A 19,723-nucleotide genomic window follows, 5' to 3' on the forward strand; every position below is an offset into this window, starting at 1 on the left:
TCCCGCCATGCCAAAATTCTTCATCGACCATCCGGTCTTCGCCTGGGTGGTGGCGATCCTGATCTCGCTCAGCGGCGTGATCGCGATCCTCAACCTCGGCGTCGAGTCGTACCCCTCGATCGCGCCGCCGCAGGTCACCGTCACCGCGACCTACCCCGGCGCCAGCGCCGAGACCACCGAGAAGTCGGTCACCCAGGTGATCGAGCAGCAGCTGACCGGCATCGACCACCTGCTGTACTTCAACTCGTCCTCGTCCTCTAGCGGCCAGGCCTCGATCACGCTGACCTTCGAGACCGGCACCAACCCGGACATCGCCCAGGTGCAGGTGCAGAACAAGGTCTCGCTGGCCACGCCGCGCCTGCCGACCGAGGTCACCCAGCAGGGCGTGGTGGTGGCCAAGGCCAATGCCGGCTTCCTGATGGTGGTCGGCCTGCGCTCGGACAATCCCTCGATCACGCGCGACGACCTCAACGACATCGTCGGCGCGCGCGTGCTTGAGCAGATATCGCGCGTGCCCGGCGTGGGCAGTACCCAGCAGTTCGGCGCCGAGTACGCCATGAACATCTGGCTCAACCCGGAGAAGCTGCAGGGCTACCACCTGTCGGCCAGCCAGGTCTACAGCGCCATCAGCGCCCAGAACGTGCAGTTCGCCGCCGGTGCGGTCGGCGCCGACCCGGCGCCCGACGGCCAGGGCTTCACCGCGACCGTCTCGGCCGAAGGCCGGTTCTCCTCGCCCGAGGAGTTCGAGAACATCATCCTGCGCAGCGATGCCAACGGCGCCACCGTGCGCCTGAAGGACGTCGCCCGCGTCGCCATCGGCCCGACCAACTACGGCTTCGACACCCAGTGGAACGGCCAGCCCATGGGCGCGTTCGCGATCCAGCTGCTGCCGGGCGCCAACGCGCTGAACGTGGCCGCGGCCGTCGAGGCCAAGATGAACGAGCTGCAGGCCAGCTTCCCGCAGGGCGTGAGCTGGTTCGTGCCCTACGACAGCACCTCGTTCGTGAAGATCTCGATCGAGGAAGTGGTCAAGACCCTGCTCGAGGCCATCGTGCTGGTGTTCCTGGTGATGCTGGTGTTCCTGCAGAACTTCCGCGCCACCATCATCCCGACCCTGGTGATCCCGGTGGCGCTGCTCGGCACCTTCCTGGGCATGTGGGTGATCGGCTTCACCATCAACCAGCTGACCCTGTTCGCGATGGTGCTGGCGATCGGCATCGTGGTCGACGACGCGATCGTGGTGATCGAGAACGTCGAGCGCATCATGACCGAGGAGCACCTGTCGCCGCGGGCCGCCACGGTCAAGGCGATGACGCAGATCACCGGCGCGGTGGTGGCGATCACCGTGGTGCTGGCGGCGGTGTTCATCCCCTCGGCGATGCAGCCCGGCGCGGCCGGCGCGATCTACAAGCAGTTCGCGCTGACGATCGCGATGTCGATGGCGTTCTCGGCGTTCCTGGCGCTGAGCTTCACCCCGGCGCTGTGCGCGGCCTTCCTCAAGTCCACGCACGGCCAGAAGAAGAACTGGGTGTTCCGCACCTTCGACAAGTACTACGACAAGGTGTCCAACCGCTACGTGCGGGTGGTGGGCAACACGCTCAACCGCGCGCCGCGCTGGATGGTGCTGTTCGTGGTGCTGGTGGCGCTGTGCGGCTTCCTGTTCACGCGCATGCCCGGCAGCTTCCTGCCCGAGGAGGACCAGGGCTTCGCGCTGGCGATCGTGCAGTTGCCGCCGGGCGCGACCAAGACCCGCACCAACGAGGTGTTCGCGCAGATGCGCGGCATCCTGCAGCAGCAGGACGCGGTGGAAGGCATGCTGCAGGTGGCCGGCTTCAGCTTCCTGGGCTCCGGCGAGAACGTCGGCATGGCGTTCATCCGGCTCAAGCCCTGGGACGAGCGCAAGATCACCGCCGAGCAGCTCATCCAGCAGTTGAACGGGATGTTCTACGGGATCAAGGGCGCGCAGATCTTCGCGGTCAACCTGCCGACCGTGCAGGGCCTGGGCCAGTTCGGCGGCTTCGACATGTGGCTGCAGGACCGTTCCGGCGCAGGGCATGACGCGTTGACCCAGGCGCGCAACATCCTGCTCGGCCAGGCCGCGCAGCGGCAGGACACGCTGGTGGGCGTGCGCCCGAACGGCCTGGAGAACTCGCCGCAGCTGCAGTTGCACGTCGATCGCGTCGCCGCGCAGGCGATGGGCCTTTCGGTCAGCGACATCTACAGCGCCATCCAGCTGATGCTGGCGCCGACGTACGTCAACGACTTCTTCTACGAAGGCCGCATCAAGCGCGTGAACGTGCGCGCCGACGAGGCCTACCGCACCGGGCCGGAATCGCTGCGCAGCTTCTACGTGCCCAGCAGCTCCGCCACCGATGCCGACGGCCAGGCGTCGATGATCCCGCTGAGCAACGTGGTCAAGGCCGAGTGGATCTACGCCTCGCCCTCGCTGACCCGCTACAACGGCTACTCGGCGGTCAACATCGTCGGCAACGCCGCGCCGGGGCGCAGCTCCGGCCAGGCGATGCAGGCGATGGAGGACATCGTCACCAACGACCTGCCGCCGGGCTTCGGCTTCGACTGGAGCGGCATGTCCTACCAGGAAATCATCGCCGGCAACGCGGCCACGCTGCTGCTGGTGCTGTCGGTGGTGGTGGTGTTCCTCTGCCTGGCGGCGCTGTACGAGAGCTGGTCGATCCCGGTCGCGGTGCTGCTGGTGGTGCCGATCGGCGTGCTCGGCGCGGTGGCGTTCTCGCTGCTGCGCGGCCTGCCGAACGACCTGTACTTCAAGATCGGCATGATCACGGTGATCGGCCTGGCGGCCAAGAACGCGATCCTGATCGTGGAGTTCGCGGTCGAGCAGCGTGCGGCGGGCAAGACCCTGCGCGAGGCGGCGATCGAGGCGGCGCACCTGCGCTTCCGCCCGATCCTGATGACCTCGTTCGCGTTCATCCTGGGCGTGCTGCCGCTGGCGATCTCCACCGGTGCCGGCGCCAACGCGCGCCACTCGATCGGTACCGGCGTGATCGGCGGCATGCTGTTCGCCACCGTGCTCGGCGTGATCTTCATCCCGCTGTTCTTCGTGACGGTGCGGCGCATGCTGGGCGACAAGCTGGACGAGCAATCGAAGGAGTTCATCGAAGCCCGCAAGGAAGCCGCCGAGGCGCGGCCGGATCGCTGATCCGTCCGCCCCGCGCGCGCAAGAAGCCCCGGCCATGCCGGGGCTTCTTGTTTGCGGCGCCGGTTTCGGCGCCGCCGCGAAGATGGAAGGTGCGCGGGAGCGCCCTCGTGGGGAGCGGCTTCAGCCGCGATGAGGCTTTATCGGTGAAGCCTCATCGCGGCTGAAGCCGCTCCCACAAAAACCAGCGCCATGCGGCCGGCGCGTTCAGCGCGACGCGGTCGACCCGCGCACCACGCAGCGGCCGGTCATCACCAGCCGGCGCACCGGCAACTGCGGCGTGCGCATGCGTTCCAGCAACAACGACATCGCGGCCCGCCCCATGTCCTCGACCGGCTGCTCGACCACGGTGATGCCCGGCTCGACCAGCTCGGTCCAGCGCTCGTTGTCGAAACCCGCCAGCGCCAGTTCGCGCGGGATCGCCAGTCCCGCGGCGCGTACCGCCTTCAGCGCGCCCATCAGCAGCAGGCTGTTGCTGGCGACGATCGCCTCCGGACGCGCCGGATCGGCCAGCCACCTTCCGGTCGTGGCGATGGCCGCCTCGGCGGTCGGCTCGATTTCCCGGTAGTCCGGCTCCAGCCCGTGCGTGCGCATCGCCGCCAGGTAGCCGTCGCGGCGCTCGGCGGCGGTGGTGCTGGTACTGCCGAACAGCCCGCCGATGCGGCGATAGCCGCGTTCGACCAGGTGCTCGACCAGCCCGGCCATCGCGGCCGGGTTGTCGAGCACCACGCTGTCGTGCGGGCCGCCGGGCGCGGCGCGGTCCACCAGTACGGTCGGATAGTCCAGCGGCAGCCGGTCCAGGCGCCCGACCGTGGTCCGGGTCGGCGCGAAGATCAGCCCGCTGATCCGCTCCTCCTGCATCAGCTGCAGGTAGAGCGCCTCGCGCTCGGGATCCTCGTCGGTATTGCACAAGGTGACGCGCAGGCCCTCGCGGTAGGCCACCTCCTCCACCGCCTGGATCAGCGCGGTGAAGAACGGATTGCGGATGTCGGCCACGATCAGCCCGACGATGCCGCTCTGGCGCGAACGCAGCCGCCGCGCCTGCAGGTTGAGGCGATAGCCGGTCTGGCGGATCGCCGCCTCGACCCGGGCGCGCACTTCCTCGCTGACCGGCCCGCCGCCGATCACGCGCGAGACCGTGGACTTGGAGACGCCGGCCACGCGGGCCACGTCGTTGATGCTGATGCTCACTGGAAACGTTCCCGGAAAATTTCCCACATCCCGGCCGAAATGCCGGCCACCGGCATGCTAACGCCAAATAACCAATGGCATTTTGTGCACTGCACATTGAATTCTCGATTGGGAACGTTCCCAATACACCGCACGAATACGCTTGGAGCCCGTCCGTGTCGTCCCTGCCCTCCTCCGAACCCGTCAGCCGGGAACTGGTCCGCCTCGCCGCACGCGCCCGCGACAAGGCCGATGCCATCGCCCAGGCCGCGCAGATGCTGGTCGCCGCCGGCTGCGTCGCCCCCGGCTACGAGGCCAGCATGGGCCGGCGCGAGCAACTGGCGAACACCTTCCTCGGCCACGGCGTGGCCATTCCGCACGGCCTGGGCGAGGACCGCCACCTGGTGCGCCGCGATGGCATCGCGGTGCTGCAGCTGCCGGAGGGCGTGGAATGGAACCCCGGCCAGACCACCCGGCTGGTGGTGGGCATCGCGGCCCAGTCGGACACCCACATCACGCTGCTGCGCCGCCTCACCCGGTTGATCCAGGACGATGCGACGCTGCAGCGCCTGTTCGCCACCACGGACGCGGGCGAGATCGTCGCGGCGTTGTCCGGCGATGCCGCTCCCGCGGCGGCCGCGGCGCCGGCGACGGACCTCGCCGAGCGCTTCGAGTGGACCGTCGCCTACCCCAGCGGCCTGCACGCCCGCCCCGCCACGCGCTGGGCCGAGACCGCACGCGGCTTCTCCGCACGCGTACAGGTGCGCGCCGGCGACCAGGCCGCCGACGCCAAGAGCCTGGTGGCGCTGCTGCAACTGGGACTGCGCCATGGCGACCCGGTCGTGGTCTCGGCCGAGGGCGCCGATGCGCCGGCGCTGCTGGCCGCCCTGCGCAAGGTCATGGACGGCCTGGTCGCGCAGGAGCAGGCCGACGCGGAGCGCGCCGCCCAGCGCAAGGCCGCCCCGGTCGCCGGTTGGCACCCGCCCGAGGCGCAGCCGGCGATCGTCGGCATCGGCGCCAGCCCGGGCCTGGCGATCGGCCCCGTGCACGTGCTCGCCGGCACGAACGCCGAGATCGCCGACCGGCCGCAACCGCTCGGCGAGGGCGGCGCGCGCCTGCAGGACGCGCTCGACCGTACCCGCCAGCAACTGGCCGCCCTGCAGGACGACACCCAGCGCCGGCTCGGCGCGTCCGACGCGGCGATCTTCAAGGCCCAGGCCGAACTGCTCAACGACACCGACCTGATCACCCGCACCTGCCAATTGATGGTCGAAGGCCATGGCGTGGCCTGGTCCTGGCACCAGGCGGTCGAGCAGATCGCCTCCGGGCTGGCCGCACTGGGCAATCCGGTGCTGGCCGGGCGCGCGGCCGACCTGCGCGACGTCGGCCGCCGCGTACTGGGCCAACTCGACCCGGCCGCGGCCGGCGGCGGACTGGCCGACCTGCCGGAACACCCTTGCATCCTGCTGGCCACCGACCTGTCGCCGTCCGACACCGCCAACCTCGACACGGACCGCGTGCTCGGCCTGGCCACCGCGCAGGGCGGGCCGACCTCGCACACCGCGATCCTCTCGCGCACGCTCGGCCTGCCGGCGCTGGTCGCGGGCGGCAGCGAACTGCTCGCGATCGCCAACGGCACGCCCGCGATCATCGACGGCAACAGCGGCCGCCTGTACCTGTCGCCGACCGAAACCGACCTCGCCTCCGCACGCGCGTGGATCGCCGCACAGCAACAGGTCCGCGAGCGCGAGGCGGCCCAGCGCGCGCAGCCGGCGCAGACCACCGACGGCCACCGCGTCGACATCGGCGCCAACGTCAACCTGCCCGACCAGGTGCCGCTGGCGCTGGAGCAAGGCGCCGAAGGCGTGGGCCTGATGCGCACCGAGTTCCTGTTCCTCGAACGCGGCAGCACGCCGGGCGAGGACGAGCAATACCAGACCTACCGCGCGATGGCGCAGGCGCTGGACGGCCGCCCGCTGATCGTGCGCGCGCTCGACATCGGCGGCGACAAGCAGGTCGCGCACCTGGAGCTGCCGCGCGAGGAAAACCCGTTCCTCGGCGTGCGCGGCGCCCGCCTGCTGCTGCGCCGGCCCGACCTGCTGGAGCCGCAGCTGCGCGCGCTGTATCGCGCGGCGAAGGACGGCGCGCGGCTGTCGATCATGTTCCCGATGATCACCTCGGTGCCGGAACTCGTCGCGCTGCGCGGCATCTGCGAGCGCATCCGCGCCGGGCTCGACGCCCCGCAGGTGCCGGTCGGCATCATGATCGAGGTGCCGGCCGCCGCCGCGCAGGCCGACGTGCTCGCGCGCCACGCCGACTTCTTCTCGATCGGCACCAACGACCTGACCCAGTACGTGCTGGCGATCGACCGCCAGAACCCGGAGCTGGCGGCGGAAGCCGACAGCCTGCACCCGGCGGTGCTGCGCGCGATCCGCGCCACCGTGGAAGGGGCGCGCGCGCATGGCCGCTGGGTCGGCGTCTGCGGCGGTTTGGCCGGCGATCCGTTCGGCGCGGCGCTGCTGGCGGGCCTGGGCGTGGACGAACTGTCGATGACGCCGAACGACATCCCGGCGGTGAAGGCGCGCCTGCGCGGCGCGGCGCTCGCCGACCTGCAGGCGCTGGCCGGCAAGGCCCTGGATTGCGAGACCGCCGAGCAGGTGCGCGCGCTCGAGGGAGGCACCGCATGAGCGCGCGCGCGGTCACCGTCACCCTCAATCCGGCGATCGACCAGACCGTGCGGCTGGACCGGCTGCACCCCGGCCACGTGCACCGCGCCCGCAGCGCGCGCTACGACGCCGGCGGCAAGGGCGTAAACGTCGCCGCCTGCCTCGCCGACTGGGGCATCCCCACCGCCGCGCTGGGCGTGCTCGGCGCCGACAACGACGGCGCATTCCGCGCGCTGTTCGCCCAGCGCGGCATCGCCGACGGCTGCCTGCGCGTGCCGGGCCAGACCCGCACCAACATCAAGCTCGTCGACGACGCCGGCGGCGAGACCACCGACGTCAACCTGCCCGGCCTGGTGCTGGGCGACGGCGAACTGGACGCGGTGCGCGAGCGGTTGGACGCGCTGCTGGCGCCCGGCATGCCGGTGGTGCTGTCCGGCAGCCTGCCGTCCGGCCTACCGGCCGATGCGTGGGCCCGGTTGCAGGCGCGCGCCGCCCAGGCCGGCGCGCGCGTGCTGCTGGACACCAGCGGCGATGCGCTCGCCAGCGCGCTGGACGCGGCCGGAGGCGCCCTGCCCTATGCGATCAAGCCCAATCGGCACGAACTGGAAGCTTTGGCCGGCACGTCGCTGCCCGACCGCGCGGCATGGCTGGATGCCGCCCGTGCCCTGGTCGGGCGCGGCATCGCGCTGGTGGCGATTTCGATGGGGGCCGAAGGCGCGCTGTTCGTCGATCGCGACGGCGCGGCGATCGCGCGCCCGCCGCGGCTTGCCGCGGGCAGCACGGTCGGCGCGGGCGACGCGATGGTCGCCGGCATCGCCACAGCGCTGCTCGAGCCCGCGTTCGACCTGCAGGCCTGCGCGCGGCTGGCGACCGCATTCTCGATGAGCCGGCTGGAAAGCGGCGATGCGCGCCGGGTGGACCCGGCGCAGGTACGTGCGTGGGCCAGCGAAGTGTTGATCGAGCCGCAGTGAAAACATCTGTGGGAGCGGCTTCAGCCGCGATGGGCTTTACCGGTAAAGCCCATCGCGGCTGAAGCCGCTTCCACAAGGGCAAGACAAGCGCAAGAGCAGAACAAGAGAATCCCAGGAGTCATCCATGCAAGCTTCCATCGTGGTCATCGCCGCCGGCGAACGCGGCATCGAGGCGGTCCTCGCCGCCGAAGCGCTGCGCCGCGCCGCGCGCCAGCGCGGGCTCGACCTGGCCATCGAGATCCGCAGCGACCACGGCGTGACCGGCGCGCTTGCGGACGCGCAGGCGCGCGCCGCCGCGCAGGTGCTGGTGGTCGGCGATGGCGACGCGGACCTCGCGCGCTTCGGCGGCGCCGCGCTCGTCCGCGCCGGCCTGGGCGCGGTGCTGGACGATCCGGCCGCCGCGCTGGCGCCGCTCGCGTCCGCCGCCACGGTACCGGCCGCGGGCAAGCGCATCGTCGCAGTCACCTCCTGCCCGACCGGCATCGCCCACACCTTCATGGCCGCCGAAGGATTGCAGCAGGCCGCGCAGGCGCTGGGCCATGCGATCCGGGTCGAGACCCAGGGTTCGGTCGGCGCGCAGGATGCGCTGAGCGAGGCCGAGATCCGCGACGCCGACCTGGTGCTGGTCGCCGCCGACCGCGAGGTGGACCTGTCGCGCTTCGCCGGCAAGCGCCTGTACCGCAGCGGCACCAAGCCGGCGATCAACGACGGCCAGAACCTGATCCGCAAGGCGCTCGCCGAGGCCGGCGTGCATGCCGGCGCCGCAGGCGCCAAGGCTGCCCCCGAGAAGACCCAGGCCGCCGGCCCGTACAAGCACCTGATGACCGGCGTGTCGTTCATGCTGCCGTTCGTCACCGCCGGCGGCCTGCTGATCGCGCTGGCGTTCGCGCTCGGCGGCATCTACGCCTTCGACGACGCGCACAAGGGCACGCTGGCCTGGTCGCTGTTCCAGATCGGCGCCAAGGCCGGCTTCACCCTGATGGTGCCGGCGCTGGCCGGCTACATCGCCTACTCCATCGCCGACCGCCCCGGCATCGCGCCGGGCATGATCGGCGGGTTGGTCGCGGCCAACATGGGCGCCGGCTTCATCGGCGGCATCCTGGCCGGCTTCATCGCCGGCTACGGCGTGCACTGGATCAACCGCACGCTGCGCCTGCCGCGCAGCCTGGAGGGCCTCAAGCCGGTACTGATCCTGCCGGTGCTCGGCACGCTGCTGGTCGGCCTGCTGATGATGTACGTGATCGGCACGCCGGTGGCCGAACTGCTGGCCTGGCTGACCGGCTGGCTGCGCGGCATGCAGGGCAGCAGCGCGATCCTGCTCGGCCTGCTGCTGGGCGGGATGATGGCGGTGGACATGGGCGGGCCGGTCAACAAGGCCTCCTATGCGTTCTCCACCGCACTGATCTCCAGCCAGGTCTACACGCCGATGGCGGCGACGATGATCGGCGGCATGACCCCGCCGCTGGGCATCGCGCTGGCGACCTGGCTGTTCCGCAACCGCTTCACCCGCGAGGAACGCGGCACCGCTGGTGCCGCCGGCGTGCTCGGGCTGGCGTTCGTGACCGAAGGCGCGATCCCCTACGCCGCGCGCGATCCGCTGCGCACGATCCCGGCGCTGGTGCTCGGCTCCGCGGTCGCCGGCGCGATCTCGATGGCGGCGGGCGTCGAGCTGAAGGTGCCGCACGGCGGCGTGTTCGTGCTGCCGATCCCGAACGCGGTCACGCACCTGGGCATCTACCTGCTGGCGCTGCTCGCCGGCGTCGCCGTCACCGCCGTCGCCTTGCGCGTGCTGAAGAAGCCCGTCGCGAACTCGACCTGACATTCCCGGCCCCTCCCGGCCGAGGCAGCACCCGCCTCCGTCCCCGTGCAAGCGGGGATCCGGCGACCCGCGCCCGATTCCAGCCAGCCGCCGGATCTCCGCCCACGCGGGAACGAGGCCTCCCGCATCGACCAAGCGCCCGACCACCGCCCCACCCTGGAGTCTCCCGCCATGCCCATCCCTTCCACCCCGCGCCTGCTGGCGATCGCGACCGCATGGGCGCTCGCGCCGCTGGCCCATGCGGACGACGTCTTCACTCCCAAGCTTTCCTACACCGGCGAAGCGGCAGCCACGCTCGACGGCGGCAAGAAGAGCGGCAGCGCCTACGCCGGCCAGCTGATGTTCGGCGCCGACGTCGACCTCGATGCCGCCTTCGGCTGGCGCGGCGCCACGCTCAAGGCCTACGGCATCAACCGCCATGGCACCAACCTGGCCAGGAGCAGCACCGGCAACAGCACTTCGGTACAGGAGATCTACGGCGGCCAGGGCACGCGCCTGGCCAACCTGACGCTGGAGCAGAAACTGTTCGGCGAGCGATTGGTGCTGGAGGCCGGACGCAGCGTCGCCAACATCCACTTCCTCGGCTCGGAGCTGTGCCAGTATTTCCAGGGCAATTCCGCGTGCGGCAACCCGACCTACGTGTTCCGCACCAGCAACTTCACATGGTGGCCGGTGTCGAGCTGGATGGCGGACGCCACCGCCTGGGTCACGCCGGACGTCTACGTGCATGTCGGCGCCTACCAGGTCGACCCCAGTCAGGCCGAGGACGGCCAGCACGGCCTGAAGTGGAGCACGAACCAGGCCACCGGCTGGATCGTGCCCTACGCCATCGGCTGGCGCAGCCCCGCCTCGGCCCGGCTGAAGGCCAAGTACGAGATCGGCGGCTGGCAGGACAACTCGAGCTACGACGATCCGCTGCGCGACGCCAACGGCATGCCGGCGCGCCTCAGCGGCCTCGACTACGCCAGCCGCCACGGCCGCTCCGGCGCGTTCGCGCGCTTCGAGCAGCAGCTCACCGGCGATGGCGACGGGCGCGGCCTGACCGTGTTCGGCGCGGTACTGAAAGGCACCTCCGGCCAGTTGATCGAAGATTGGTTCCTGCAAGCCGGGCTGGTGCAGAAAGGCATCTTCGCCAGTCGCCCGCAGGACAACATCGCCTTCGTCGTGACCCGGCAGAAGTACAGCGGCATCGCGCTGGAAGACCTGCGCCTGGCCCGTGCCGCGGCCGGCGGCAGCGGCACCCCGCACGACAGCCAGGTCATGATGGAACTGAGCTACGGCATCCAGGTCACGCCGAAGCTGCGGATCGCGCCGAACCTGCACTACATCGTGCACCCGGACCAGTTCGACGAACCCGCGCGCCTGCACGACCTGCCGAACGCGCTGATCGCGGGCATGCGGATCGATTGGAGCCTGTAGGGCCGCGCCGTGGCGGGCAGATGATGCTCCCGCCGCCGCAGAGGATCTCTCCGCATGGCGGCGCGCCCGGCTCCCTGGCCTCCGGGCCCCGCCGTTGCGCGTCCTCGTTCGCAACGGCGGAGCCAGCGGATGCTCCGCCCGGGAGCGCCGCATGGGGCTCGCAAGCGCGAGAGGAGAAAGCCCCGCCAGCCGAACAAACGCCGGCGAAGCCGGTCGGACTGAAGTCCCTCCCGCAAGGCTTCCTCGGTTGCCACGAAAAAAGCCGCGCCCTTTCGGGCGCGGCTTCGCGTTTCGTTGCGCGGCCGAACGCCAGCGCCGATCAAGGCCGGCGCGCCAGCGCCTCCACGTCCTTGGCCTTCGGCAGCAGGTCCTGCTTGCTGACCGCGAACGGCCCGATCGACAGCAGCGGCACCGCCACGATCACCGAGGACACCACCACGATCACCGCACCGACCATGTGGGTCTCGGCCAGGCCTTCCATCGACGAACCGCCGTACAGGTACAGCGCCAGCGCCGACAGGAAGAACATCACCGCGGTGATGATCGTGCGCGACAGGGTCTGGTTGATCGAGCGGTTCAGCACTTCCAGCGGCTCCACGCGCAGGCTGCGGAAGTTCTCGCGGACGCGGTCGAACACCACGATGATGTCGTTGATCGCGAAGCCCATCACCGACAGCAGGCCGGCCAGCACGGTCAGGTCGAACTCGCGGCCGAGCAGCGACATGTAGGCGATGGTCAGGATCAGGTCGAAGAACGCGGTCAGGCTCGCCACCACCGCGAACTTCCACTCGAAGCGGAACGCGATGTAGATCAGGAAGCCCACCAGCATGAAGATCGTCGCATAGACGCCGTTCATCGCCAGGTCCTTGCCGACCTGCGGGCCGACGAACTCGCCCGGCTGCACCGTGGCCGGGTTGTCGGGGCTGGAGACGGCCTGGCGGACCTGCTCGGCGACCTGGCGCGAGGCGTCGTCGGCGTTGTTGTGCTCGCCGTGCGGCTGCAGGCGGACCATCACGTCGTTGCCGCCGCCGACGCTCTGCGCCTGCGCGCCCTCGAAGCCGGCCGCGGCCAGCTTCTCGCGGACGGCGTCGACGTCGACCGGCTTGTCGAAGTGGGTGCGCACCACGGTACCGCCGGTGAACTCCAGCGCGTAGTTGAAGCCCTTCATGCCGATGATCGCGATCGACGCCGCCAGCAGCACCAGCATCAGCACCAGCACCGGCTTGCGGTGGCGCATGAAGTCGATCTTGGTGTCGTTCGGGATGAGGTGGAGCGGGAACAATTTCATGCCATGTTCTTCCGTTTTAAAAGTCCGCGCACGGATGCGCGGGCTTCTGCGAGGGACTCGCGTTGAAGGGCGGGCGCTTGCGATGCACTCGCATCAGATAGCAACGGTCTTGAGCTTCTTGCGACGGCTGTAGATCAGCGTCGCCAGCGCGCGCGACACGGTGATCGCGGTGAACATCGAGGCGAAGATGCCGATGATCATGGTCAGCGCGAAGCCCTTCAGCGGACCGGTGCCGAACGCGTACAGCGCCACGCCGACGATCAGGCCGGTCAGGTTGGCGTCGAGGATGGTGCCTCCGGCCTTGTCGTAGCCGGCCACGATCGCCGACTTGGGCGGCATGCCGTGTCGCAGTTCCTCGCGGATGCGCTCGTTGATCAGCACGTTGGCGTCCACCGACAGGCCCACCGACAGCGCCAGGCCGGCGAAGCCCGGCAGCGTCATCGTCGCGCCGAACAGCGACATCACCGAGACCACGATCAGCAGGTTGAACAGCAGCGCCACCGAGGTGATCGCGCCGAACACGCGGTAGTAGACGGTGAAGAACACCAGCGTGAACAGGAACGAGAACACCACCGCCTGGATGCCGCGCTCGACGTTCTCCGCGCCCAGGCTCGGGCCGATCACGTATTCCTCGACGAAATCCATCGGCGCGGCCAGCGAGCCGGCGCGCAGCAGCTTGGCCAGGTTCTCGGCCTCGGTCTTCTCCAGGCCGGTGGTCTGGAAGTTCTTGCCGAACACGCCGGCGATGCGGGTCGGCGCCAGCGCCTCTTCCTTGACCCGGACGCTGCGCACTTCCTTGCCGTCGACCATCGTCACGGTCGGGATGCGCTCGATATAGACCACCGACATCAGCTTGCCGACGTTGGCGCTGGTGTAGTCGAACATGCGCTGGCCGGCGAAGTTGTTGAGGGTGACGCTGACCGCCGGCAGTCCGTTCTGGTCGGTACCGACGGTCGCGTTGACCATCTGGTCGCCCGAGACCAGCACGCGCTTGCTCAGCAGCACCGGCGCGCCGCTGTCGCGCAGGCGGTAGACCTTGGCTTCCGGCGGGATGTTGCCGGTGCGCACCGCGTCCTCGGCGTTGCCGTCGACCACGCCGCGGAACTCCAGCGTGGCGGTGGCGCCGATCAGGCGCTTGGCCTCGGCGGTGTCCTGCACGCCCGGCAGCTCGACCACGATGCGGTCCTCGCCCTGACGCTGGATGATCGGCTCGGCCACGCCCAGCTCGTTGACGCGGTTGCGCAGCGTGGTCAGGTTCTGCTCGATCGCGCCGCTGGCGATCTGCTGCAGCTCCGCCTGCGGCACGGTCACCGCGATGGCGTTGCCGGAGACCGCGTAGTTCAGGGTCGGCTGCGCCTTGGCCAGCGCGGCGCGCGCGGCGTCCGCGTCGGCGCCCTCGCCCAGTTGCACCTGGATGCTGTTGTCGGCACGGCGGTCGACGCTGCGGTAGACGATGCGGGCATCGCGCAGCGTGGTGCGGATGTCCTCGGCGAAGCCGTCCAGGCGCTTGTCCAGCGCGGCCTTCTGGTCGACCTGCAGCGCGAAGTGCACGCCGCCGACCAGGTCCAGGCCGAGCACCATGGGCTTGCCGCCCAGCCTGGCCAGCCAGTCCGGCACGGTCGAGGCCAGGTTGAGCGCGACCGTGTAGTTCTCGCCGGTCTTCTGCCGCAGCACGTCGTTGGCGCGGGTCTGCGCCTCCAGCGACGGCAGCCGCACGATCAGGCTGTCGCCTTCCTTGGCCACGGACTTCGGCGCGATGCCGGCCGCGGCCAAGTCGGCGCTCACGCGCTCGCGCAACGCATCGTCGATCTGCCCGCCGCGGTTGGCGGTGATCTGCACGGACGGGTCCTTCTGGTAGACGTTGGGCAGCGCGTACAGCGTGCTCAGCACCAGCACGACCAGGATCAGGAAATATTTCCAGCGGGGAAATTCGAGCATTGCGACGGTCCCGCGCGGCGCCTTCCCGGCGCCGCGCCTAGCGTTGGGTGAGGATCGATCAGTTGGCGGACTTCAGCGTGCCCTTCGGCAGCACGTGGCCGATGGCGCCCTTCTGCACGCGCACGCGCACGTTGTCGGCCACCTCGACGGTGACGAAGTTGTCGCCGATATCGCTGACGATGCCGGCGATGCCGCCGTTGGTGATGACTTCGTCGCCGCGGGACAGCTTGTCCAGCATGGCCTTGTGCTCCTTCTGCCGCTTCATCTGCGGGCGGATCATCAGGAAGTACATCACCGCGATCAGGATGATCGGGAACAGCAGCGTGGTGAGCCCCATGGAGCCCTGGGCCGGCGCACCACCAGCGGTCTGCGCCTGGGCGGCGGGGATCAGGAAATCGAGCAGGTTCATCAGGTTGCTTCCTATCGTTGGTTGCCGGCCTGCCCGGGGGCGTGCCGGCCGTTGTGGTCCCCGCCGGGGCGGAGGTCAGCCGCGAAGTATGCCATGGGTTTATGCAAGCCCTCTCGGGACCCGCGTATCCCTGCCAGGGAGACAGCTTGAGGGCCCCGGCCATCGTCCCGCGGGGATCCAGTGCCCTGCCGCGGCAAAGCCCCAAGTCGCTGGGTCCCCGCTCGCGGGGACGACGACCGGTCATTCCCCCCCGAGCGACGGCGTCACCGCTCCTCTGGCCGCATAGAAGGACCGCCGGAACTCGGCAAAGGTTCCCGCCGCGATCGCCGCGCGCATGTCGGCCATCAGCTTCTCGTAGTACCAGAGGTTGTGCAGGGTGCCGAGCATCGGCGCCAGCATCTCGTTGCAGCGGTCCAGGTGGCGCAGGTAGCTGCGGGTGTAGCCGGTGCGGCATGCGTAGCAGCCACAGCCGGGCTCGATCGGGTCCTGGTCGCGCTCGTAGCGTGCGTTGCGGATGCGCACGGTGCCGAACGAGGTGAAGTAATGGCCGTTGCGGGCGTTGCGGGTGGGCATCACGCAGTCGAACATGTCCACGCCCCGCGCCACGCCCTCGACCAGGTCCTCGGGCCGCCCCACGCCCATGAGGTAGCGCGGCCGGTCGGCCGGCAGGATCGGATGCATGTGGTCGAGCATCGCGTTGCGCTCGTGCTCGGGCTCGCCCACCGCCAGCCCGCCGATCGCGTAGCCGTCGAAACCGATCGCCTGCAAGCCCTCGGCCGACCGGCTGCGCAGCCCGGCATGGACGCCGCCCTGGACGATGCCGAACAGCGCCGCGTCGTTGCCGAGCGCATCGTGGGCCTGCCGGGACCGCTTGGCCCAGCGCAGGCTCAACTCCATCGAGCGCCGCGCGACCTCCTCCGTGGCCGGGTACGGCGTGCATTCGTCGAAGATCATCACGATGTCCGAGTCCAGCACCTTCTGGATCCGCATGCTCTCCTCCGGGCCCAGGAACACCCGGGAGCCGTCGGTCGGGGCGGCGAAGGTGACGCCTTCCTCGGTGATCTTGCGCCGGTGCGCCAGCGAGAACACCTGGAACCCGCCGGAGTCGGTGAGGATCGGGCCGTCCCACTTGCAGAAGCCGTGCAGCCCGCCGTGGTCGCCGATCACGTCCAAACCCGGGCGCAGGTACAGGTGGAAGGTGTTGCCGAGGATGATCTCGGCGCCCAGCTCGCGCAGCTGCCCGGGCAGCACGCCCTTGACCGAGCCGTAGGTGCCGACCGGCATGAAGGCCGGGGTCTGCACGGTGCCGCGCGGGAACGTCAGTTGGCCGCGTCGGGCGTTGCCGTCGGTGGCCTGGAGTTGGAACTGGAGTCGGGACATTGGAAGGCCGGAATTGGGGATTCGGGATTGGGGATTCGCAAAGGCGGGGGATCGGAATCGCTTCTACGAATCCCGAATCCCCGATCCCGAATCCCCACCCCACAGCAGCATCGCGTCGCCATAGCTGAAGAAGCGGTAGCGCTGCTCGACCGCGTGGCGGTAAGCCTCGAAGATGCGTTCGCGGCCGGCGAAGGCCGAGACCATCATCAACAGCGTGCTCTCGGGCAGGTGGAAGTTGGTCACCATCGCATCGACGCTGCGGATGCGATAGCCCGGGATGATGAAGATCTGGGTCTCGCCGGCGAACGGCTGCAGCTCGCCATCGCGCATCGCGCTCTCCAGCGAGCGCACTACGGTCGTGCCCACCGCGATCACCCGCCCGCCGCGAGCGCGGGTGCGGCGCACCTGCTCCACCACCTCGGCGCCGACGTTGAGCCATTCGCGGTGCATGACGTGCTGGTCGAGCGATTCCACCCGCACCGGCTGGAACGTGCCGGCGCCGACGTGCAGGGTGACGTGGCCGAACTCGACGCCGCGCTCGCGCAGGCGTTCCAGCAGCGGCTCGTCGAAATGCAGGCCCGCGGTCGGCGCGGCCACCGCGCCGACCTCCCGGGCGAACACGGTCTGGTAGCGCTCGCGGTCGTCCAAGCCGGGTTCGCGGCGGATGTACGGCGGCAGCGGCAGGCGCCCGGCGTGCAACAGCCACTGTTCCAGCGGCTCCGCCACCTCGAAGCGCAGCACGTAGAACTCGCCGTCGCGGCCCAGCACCTCGGCCTCGCCGCCGGCATCGAGCGCGATCCGGCTGCCGGCCTTGGGCGACTTGCTCGCGCCGATCTGCGCCCGCGCCTGCTGCGCGCCGAGCAGGCGCTCGATCAGGATCTCGACCCGCCCGCCGCTGGCCTTGTGGCCGAACAGCCGGGCCGGGATCACCCGGGTGTCGTTGAAGATCAGCAGGTCGCCGGGATTCAGCAGCTCCGGCAGATCGCGCACGTGGCGGTCGTCCAGCGCCGCCGGCGCCGGCGGAACCACCAGCAACCGGCTGGCGGAGCGCTCGGCCAATGGGGCCTGGGCGATCAGTTCTTCGGGCAGTTCGTAGCGGAAATCGGACTTCTTCAACGCAAGGGGCAGGGAGCTTTCGGGGGTGGCATTGTAGCGGCCGGGGCTCGGGAGCCGGGACCGGGGACTCGGGCAAGCGCCTCGGTCCCGGTCGCTTGCCAGGCGACATGGATTCCTGCAGGAGGGACTTCAGTCCCGGCAGTGGGCCGGTACCGAAGCCCGTCCCACAGCGGGCCTCCCGCCGGAACAGGCTTTCCGTGCCCCCGTTCCCCCGTGTTCCGGGCTCCGTGTCCTCCGAGACCCGGCCCCACTCACCGCGCGAACTTGGTCGACAGCACGATCGCCGACGTGGTGCGCTCCACGCCATCGAGCGCACCGATGCGGTCGGTCAGCACGTCCATTTCGCTCACGGTCGGTGCCGCGCCGAGCGCCACCAGGTCGAACGGGCCGCTGACCGAGTGCAGTTCGCGCACCTCGGGGATGGCCTGCAGCGCCTTCACCACCTGCGGCATGTGCTTGGGCAGCACGGTGATCATGATGTGGGCGCGGATGTAGGCCTGCTCCACCGCATCGTCCACCCGCACGGTGTAGCCGCGGATGGTGCCCTGGCGCTCCAGCTTCTCGATCCGGCTCTGCACCGTGGTGCGCGACACCCCGAGCCGGCGCGCGATCTGCGCGGTGGAAGCGCGGGCGTCCTCGCGCAGCAGGGCAAGCAAGGCCTCGTCGGCCGCCGTGAGTTTCATTTTCGCCAGCCTCCTTCGTCGAAACGACGAAACATTCCGGGATTATGCACGGATCATAGCTGCCAAACGACGAGTCCCTCCCTCTACATTAGACAAGTCCCCCGTCGAACCCGCCCATCCGGCGCGCGTCCGGGGGAACCGAAATCCGCCACAACCCGGAGAGCCGCATGTCCCTGATCGACACCCTCGCCCCGTTGCGCGCCCACGCCGGCAGCCGCCTCACCGATGGCCTGGACGACGCCACGGTCGAACGCCTGGCCGCCTCGCACCCGGCGCTGCGCCAGGCCCTGGAGGCGGCCGCCGCCGAGTACGCCCGCCTAAAGGACGAGTTCGCCGACCTGCTGGACCTGGACGAACGGCGCCAGATCGAGGCGGTCCAGGGCGGCTTCGTCAACTTCTACGCCGACGACTGCGTGACCCCGTACATCGCCCTGGCGGCGCGCGGCCCCTGGGTGGTGACCTTGAAGGGCGCCGTCCTCTACGACGCCGGCGGCTACGGCATGCTCGGCTTCGGCCATACCCCGGAAGCGGTGCTGGAGGCGATGGCGCGCCCGCAGGTCATGGCCAACGTGATGACGCCGAGCCTGTCGCAGCGGCGCTTCGATGCGGTGCTGCGCCGCGAGATCGGCCAGACCCGCGCCGGCGGCTGCCCGTACGCGCGCTTCATGTGCCTCAACTCCGGCTCGGAAGCGGTGGGCCTGGCCGCGCGCATCGTCGATACCAACGCCAAGCTGCAGACCGACCCGGGCGCGCGCCATGCCGGCGCCACGATCAAGCGGCTGGTGGTCAAGGGCAGCTTCCACGGCCGCACCGACCGGCCCGGGCTGTACTCGCACTCCAGCCGCAAGACCTACCTGCAGTACCTCGCCAGCTATCGCGGCGAGGATTCCCTGATCGTGATCGCCCCGTACGACGTGGAGGCGCTGCGCAAGGCCTTCGCCGACGCCGAACGCAACCATTGGTTCATCGAGGCGGTGTTCCTGGAGCCGGTGATGGGCGAAGGCGACCCCGGCCGTGCGCTGCCGCCGGCGTTCTACGCCGCCGCGCGCGAGCTGACCCGCGCCCACGGCAGCCTGCTGCTGGTCGACTCGATCCAGGCCGGGCTGCGCGCGCATGGCGTGCTGTCGGTGGTGGACTATCCCGGCTTCGAGCAGTTGGAAGCGCCGGACATGGAGACCTACTCCAAGGCCCTCAACGCCGCGCAGTACCCGCTCTCGGTGCTCGCGGTCACCGAGGCCACCGCGCAGGTCTATCGCAAGGGCACCTACGGCAACACCATGACCACCAACCCGCGCGCGCTCGACGTGGCCTGCGCCACGCTCGGCCTGCTCACGCCGCAGGTGCGCGCCAACATCCGCGAGCGCGGCGAGGCGGCCGTGCGCAAGCTGGAGCAGCTCAAGAGCGAGCTGGGCGGGCTGATCACCAAGGTCCAGGGCACCGGCCTGCTGTTCTCCTGCGAGCTGGCGCCGCAGTTCAAGTGCTACGGCGCCGATTCGACCGAGGAATGGCTGCGCCGCCACGGCGTCAACGTCATCCACGGCGGCGAGAACTCGCTGCGGTTCACCCCGCACTTCGCGATGGACGACGCCGAGCTCGACCTGCTGGTCGGCATGATCGGCCGCGCCCTGCGCGAGGGACCGCGGCGCGAGCAGGCCGCCGCGGCCTGACCCGCACGGACGCGCCGGGCCG

Annotated in this window: 13 protein-coding genes; 6 read left to right on the forward strand and 7 right to left on the reverse strand. The window is 70.1% G+C overall.

All coding sequences use genetic code 11. The features are described 5' to 3' along the window. Positions 1–7 precede the first annotated feature (7 nt). Entirely contained in the window at positions 8–3,178 is a 3,171-nt protein-coding gene (locus FD678_RS00815) for a multidrug efflux RND transporter permease subunit (protein WP_140718716.1), read from the forward strand. 204 nt (positions 3,179–3,382) lie between these two features. On the opposite strand, the gene FD678_RS00820 is transcribed toward FD678_RS00815, so the two are convergent. After that, entirely contained in the window at positions 3,383–4,366 is a 984-nt protein-coding gene (locus tag FD678_RS00820; RefSeq protein WP_140718717.1) for a LacI family DNA-binding transcriptional regulator, read from the reverse strand. Between the two features lie 155 nt (positions 4,367–4,521). Between FD678_RS00820 and ptsP the strand changes: the two genes are divergently transcribed. The 4 genes from ptsP to FD678_RS00840 all read left to right on the forward strand — a co-directional run bounded on the left by ptsP (position 4,522) and on the right by FD678_RS00840 (position 11,220). After that, complete coding sequence (gene ptsP, locus FD678_RS00825; protein ID WP_218569405.1) at positions 4,522–7,032, forward strand: phosphoenolpyruvate--protein phosphotransferase; 2,511 nt, start codon at positions 4,522–4,524, stop codon at positions 7,030–7,032. Further along, positions 7,029–7,982: a 1-phosphofructokinase gene (gene pfkB / locus FD678_RS00830; protein ID WP_140718719.1), complete on the forward strand. Its 954-nt coding sequence runs from the start codon at positions 7,029–7,031 to the stop codon at positions 7,980–7,982. The genes ptsP and pfkB overlap by 4 nt, the downstream gene beginning before the upstream one ends. Positions 7,983–8,106: 124 nt before the next feature. Beyond that, positions 8,107–9,801, forward strand: coding sequence for a PTS fructose transporter subunit IIC (locus FD678_RS00835; RefSeq protein ID WP_140718720.1), 1,695 nt, complete (start codon positions 8,107–8,109; stop codon positions 9,799–9,801). 171 nt (positions 9,802–9,972) lie between these two features. Next, positions 9,973–11,220 (forward strand): carbohydrate porin, encoded by a 1,248-nt coding sequence (locus FD678_RS00840; RefSeq protein WP_140718721.1) that lies wholly within the window; start codon positions 9,973–9,975, stop codon positions 11,218–11,220. Positions 11,221–11,539: 319 nt separating this feature from the next. On the opposite strand, the gene secF is transcribed toward FD678_RS00840, so the two are convergent. From secF to FD678_RS00870, 6 genes are all read right to left on the reverse strand, one after another. Then, entirely contained in the window at positions 11,540–12,508 is a 969-nt protein-coding gene (secF, locus tag FD678_RS00845; protein WP_140718722.1) for a protein translocase subunit SecF, read from the reverse strand. A gap of 93 nt (positions 12,509–12,601) precedes the next feature. Next, on the reverse strand, positions 12,602–14,446 hold the full coding sequence (gene secD, locus FD678_RS00850; protein WP_140718723.1) for a protein translocase subunit SecD: 1,845 nt from the start codon (positions 14,444–14,446) through the stop codon (positions 12,602–12,604). A 58-nt stretch (positions 14,447–14,504) separates the two neighbouring features. Continuing rightward, entirely contained in the window at positions 14,505–14,855 is a 351-nt protein-coding gene (yajC, locus tag FD678_RS00855) for a preprotein translocase subunit YajC (protein WP_140718724.1), read from the reverse strand. A gap of 240 nt (positions 14,856–15,095) precedes the next feature. Beyond that, positions 15,096–16,235: a tRNA guanosine(34) transglycosylase Tgt gene (gene tgt / locus FD678_RS00860; protein ID WP_140718725.1), complete on the reverse strand. Its 1,140-nt coding sequence runs from the start codon at positions 16,233–16,235 to the stop codon at positions 15,096–15,098. 63 nt (positions 16,236–16,298) lie between these two features. After that, positions 16,299–17,351 (reverse strand): tRNA preQ1(34) S-adenosylmethionine ribosyltransferase-isomerase QueA, encoded by a 1,053-nt coding sequence (queA, locus tag FD678_RS00865; protein ID WP_140718726.1) that lies wholly within the window; start codon positions 17,349–17,351, stop codon positions 16,299–16,301. 251 nt (positions 17,352–17,602) lie between these two features. Then, positions 17,603–18,034: an Lrp/AsnC family transcriptional regulator gene (locus FD678_RS00870; protein ID WP_140718727.1), complete on the reverse strand. Its 432-nt coding sequence runs from the start codon at positions 18,032–18,034 to the stop codon at positions 17,603–17,605. Between the two features lie 167 nt (positions 18,035–18,201). On the opposite strand from FD678_RS00870, the gene FD678_RS00875 reads away from it, so the two are divergent. Then, the gene (locus tag FD678_RS00875) at positions 18,202–19,701 is read left to right on the forward strand and encodes an aminotransferase class III-fold pyridoxal phosphate-dependent enzyme (protein WP_140718728.1); all 1,500 of its coding nucleotides are present in this window, start codon (positions 18,202–18,204) and stop codon (positions 19,699–19,701) included. Positions 19,702–19,723: the final 22 nt, after the last annotated feature.

The organism is Pseudomonas sp. Hp2 (assembly GCF_006386585.1).
Classification (GTDB): Bacteria; Pseudomonadota; Gammaproteobacteria; order Xanthomonadales; family Xanthomonadaceae; genus Pseudomonas_S; species Pseudomonas_S boreopolis.

What these genes read in the sequence shown, in the direction of transcription:
- secF (WP_140718722.1), bottom strand. Translation starts at nt 12,508, where the DNA reads ATGAAATTGTTCCCGCTCCACCTCATCCCGAACGACACCAAGATCGAC.
- FD678_RS00870 (WP_140718727.1), bottom strand. Translation starts at nt 18,034, where the DNA reads ATGAAACTCACGGCGGCCGACGAGGCCTTGCTTGCCCTGCTGCGCGAG.
- FD678_RS00835 (WP_140718720.1), top strand. Translation starts at nt 8,107, where the DNA reads ATGCAAGCTTCCATCGTGGTCATCGCCGCCGGCGAACGCGGCATCGAG.
- secD (WP_140718723.1), bottom strand. Translation starts at nt 14,446, where the DNA reads ATGCTCGAATTTCCCCGCTGGAAATATTTCCTGATCCTGGTCGTGCTG.
- FD678_RS00840 (WP_140718721.1), top strand. Translation starts at nt 9,973, where the DNA reads ATGCCCATCCCTTCCACCCCGCGCCTGCTGGCGATCGCGACCGCATGG.
- yajC (WP_140718724.1), bottom strand. Translation starts at nt 14,855, where the DNA reads ATGAACCTGCTCGATTTCCTGATCCCCGCCGCCCAGGCGCAGACCGCT.
- tgt (WP_140718725.1), bottom strand. Translation starts at nt 16,235, where the DNA reads ATGTCCCGACTCCAGTTCCAACTCCAGGCCACCGACGGCAACGCCCGA.
- FD678_RS00875 (WP_140718728.1), top strand. Translation starts at nt 18,202, where the DNA reads ATGTCCCTGATCGACACCCTCGCCCCGTTGCGCGCCCACGCCGGCAGC.
- pfkB (WP_140718719.1), top strand. Translation starts at nt 7,029, where the DNA reads ATGAGCGCGCGCGCGGTCACCGTCACCCTCAATCCGGCGATCGACCAG.
- FD678_RS00815 (WP_140718716.1), top strand. Translation starts at nt 8, where the DNA reads ATGCCAAAATTCTTCATCGACCATCCGGTCTTCGCCTGGGTGGTGGCG.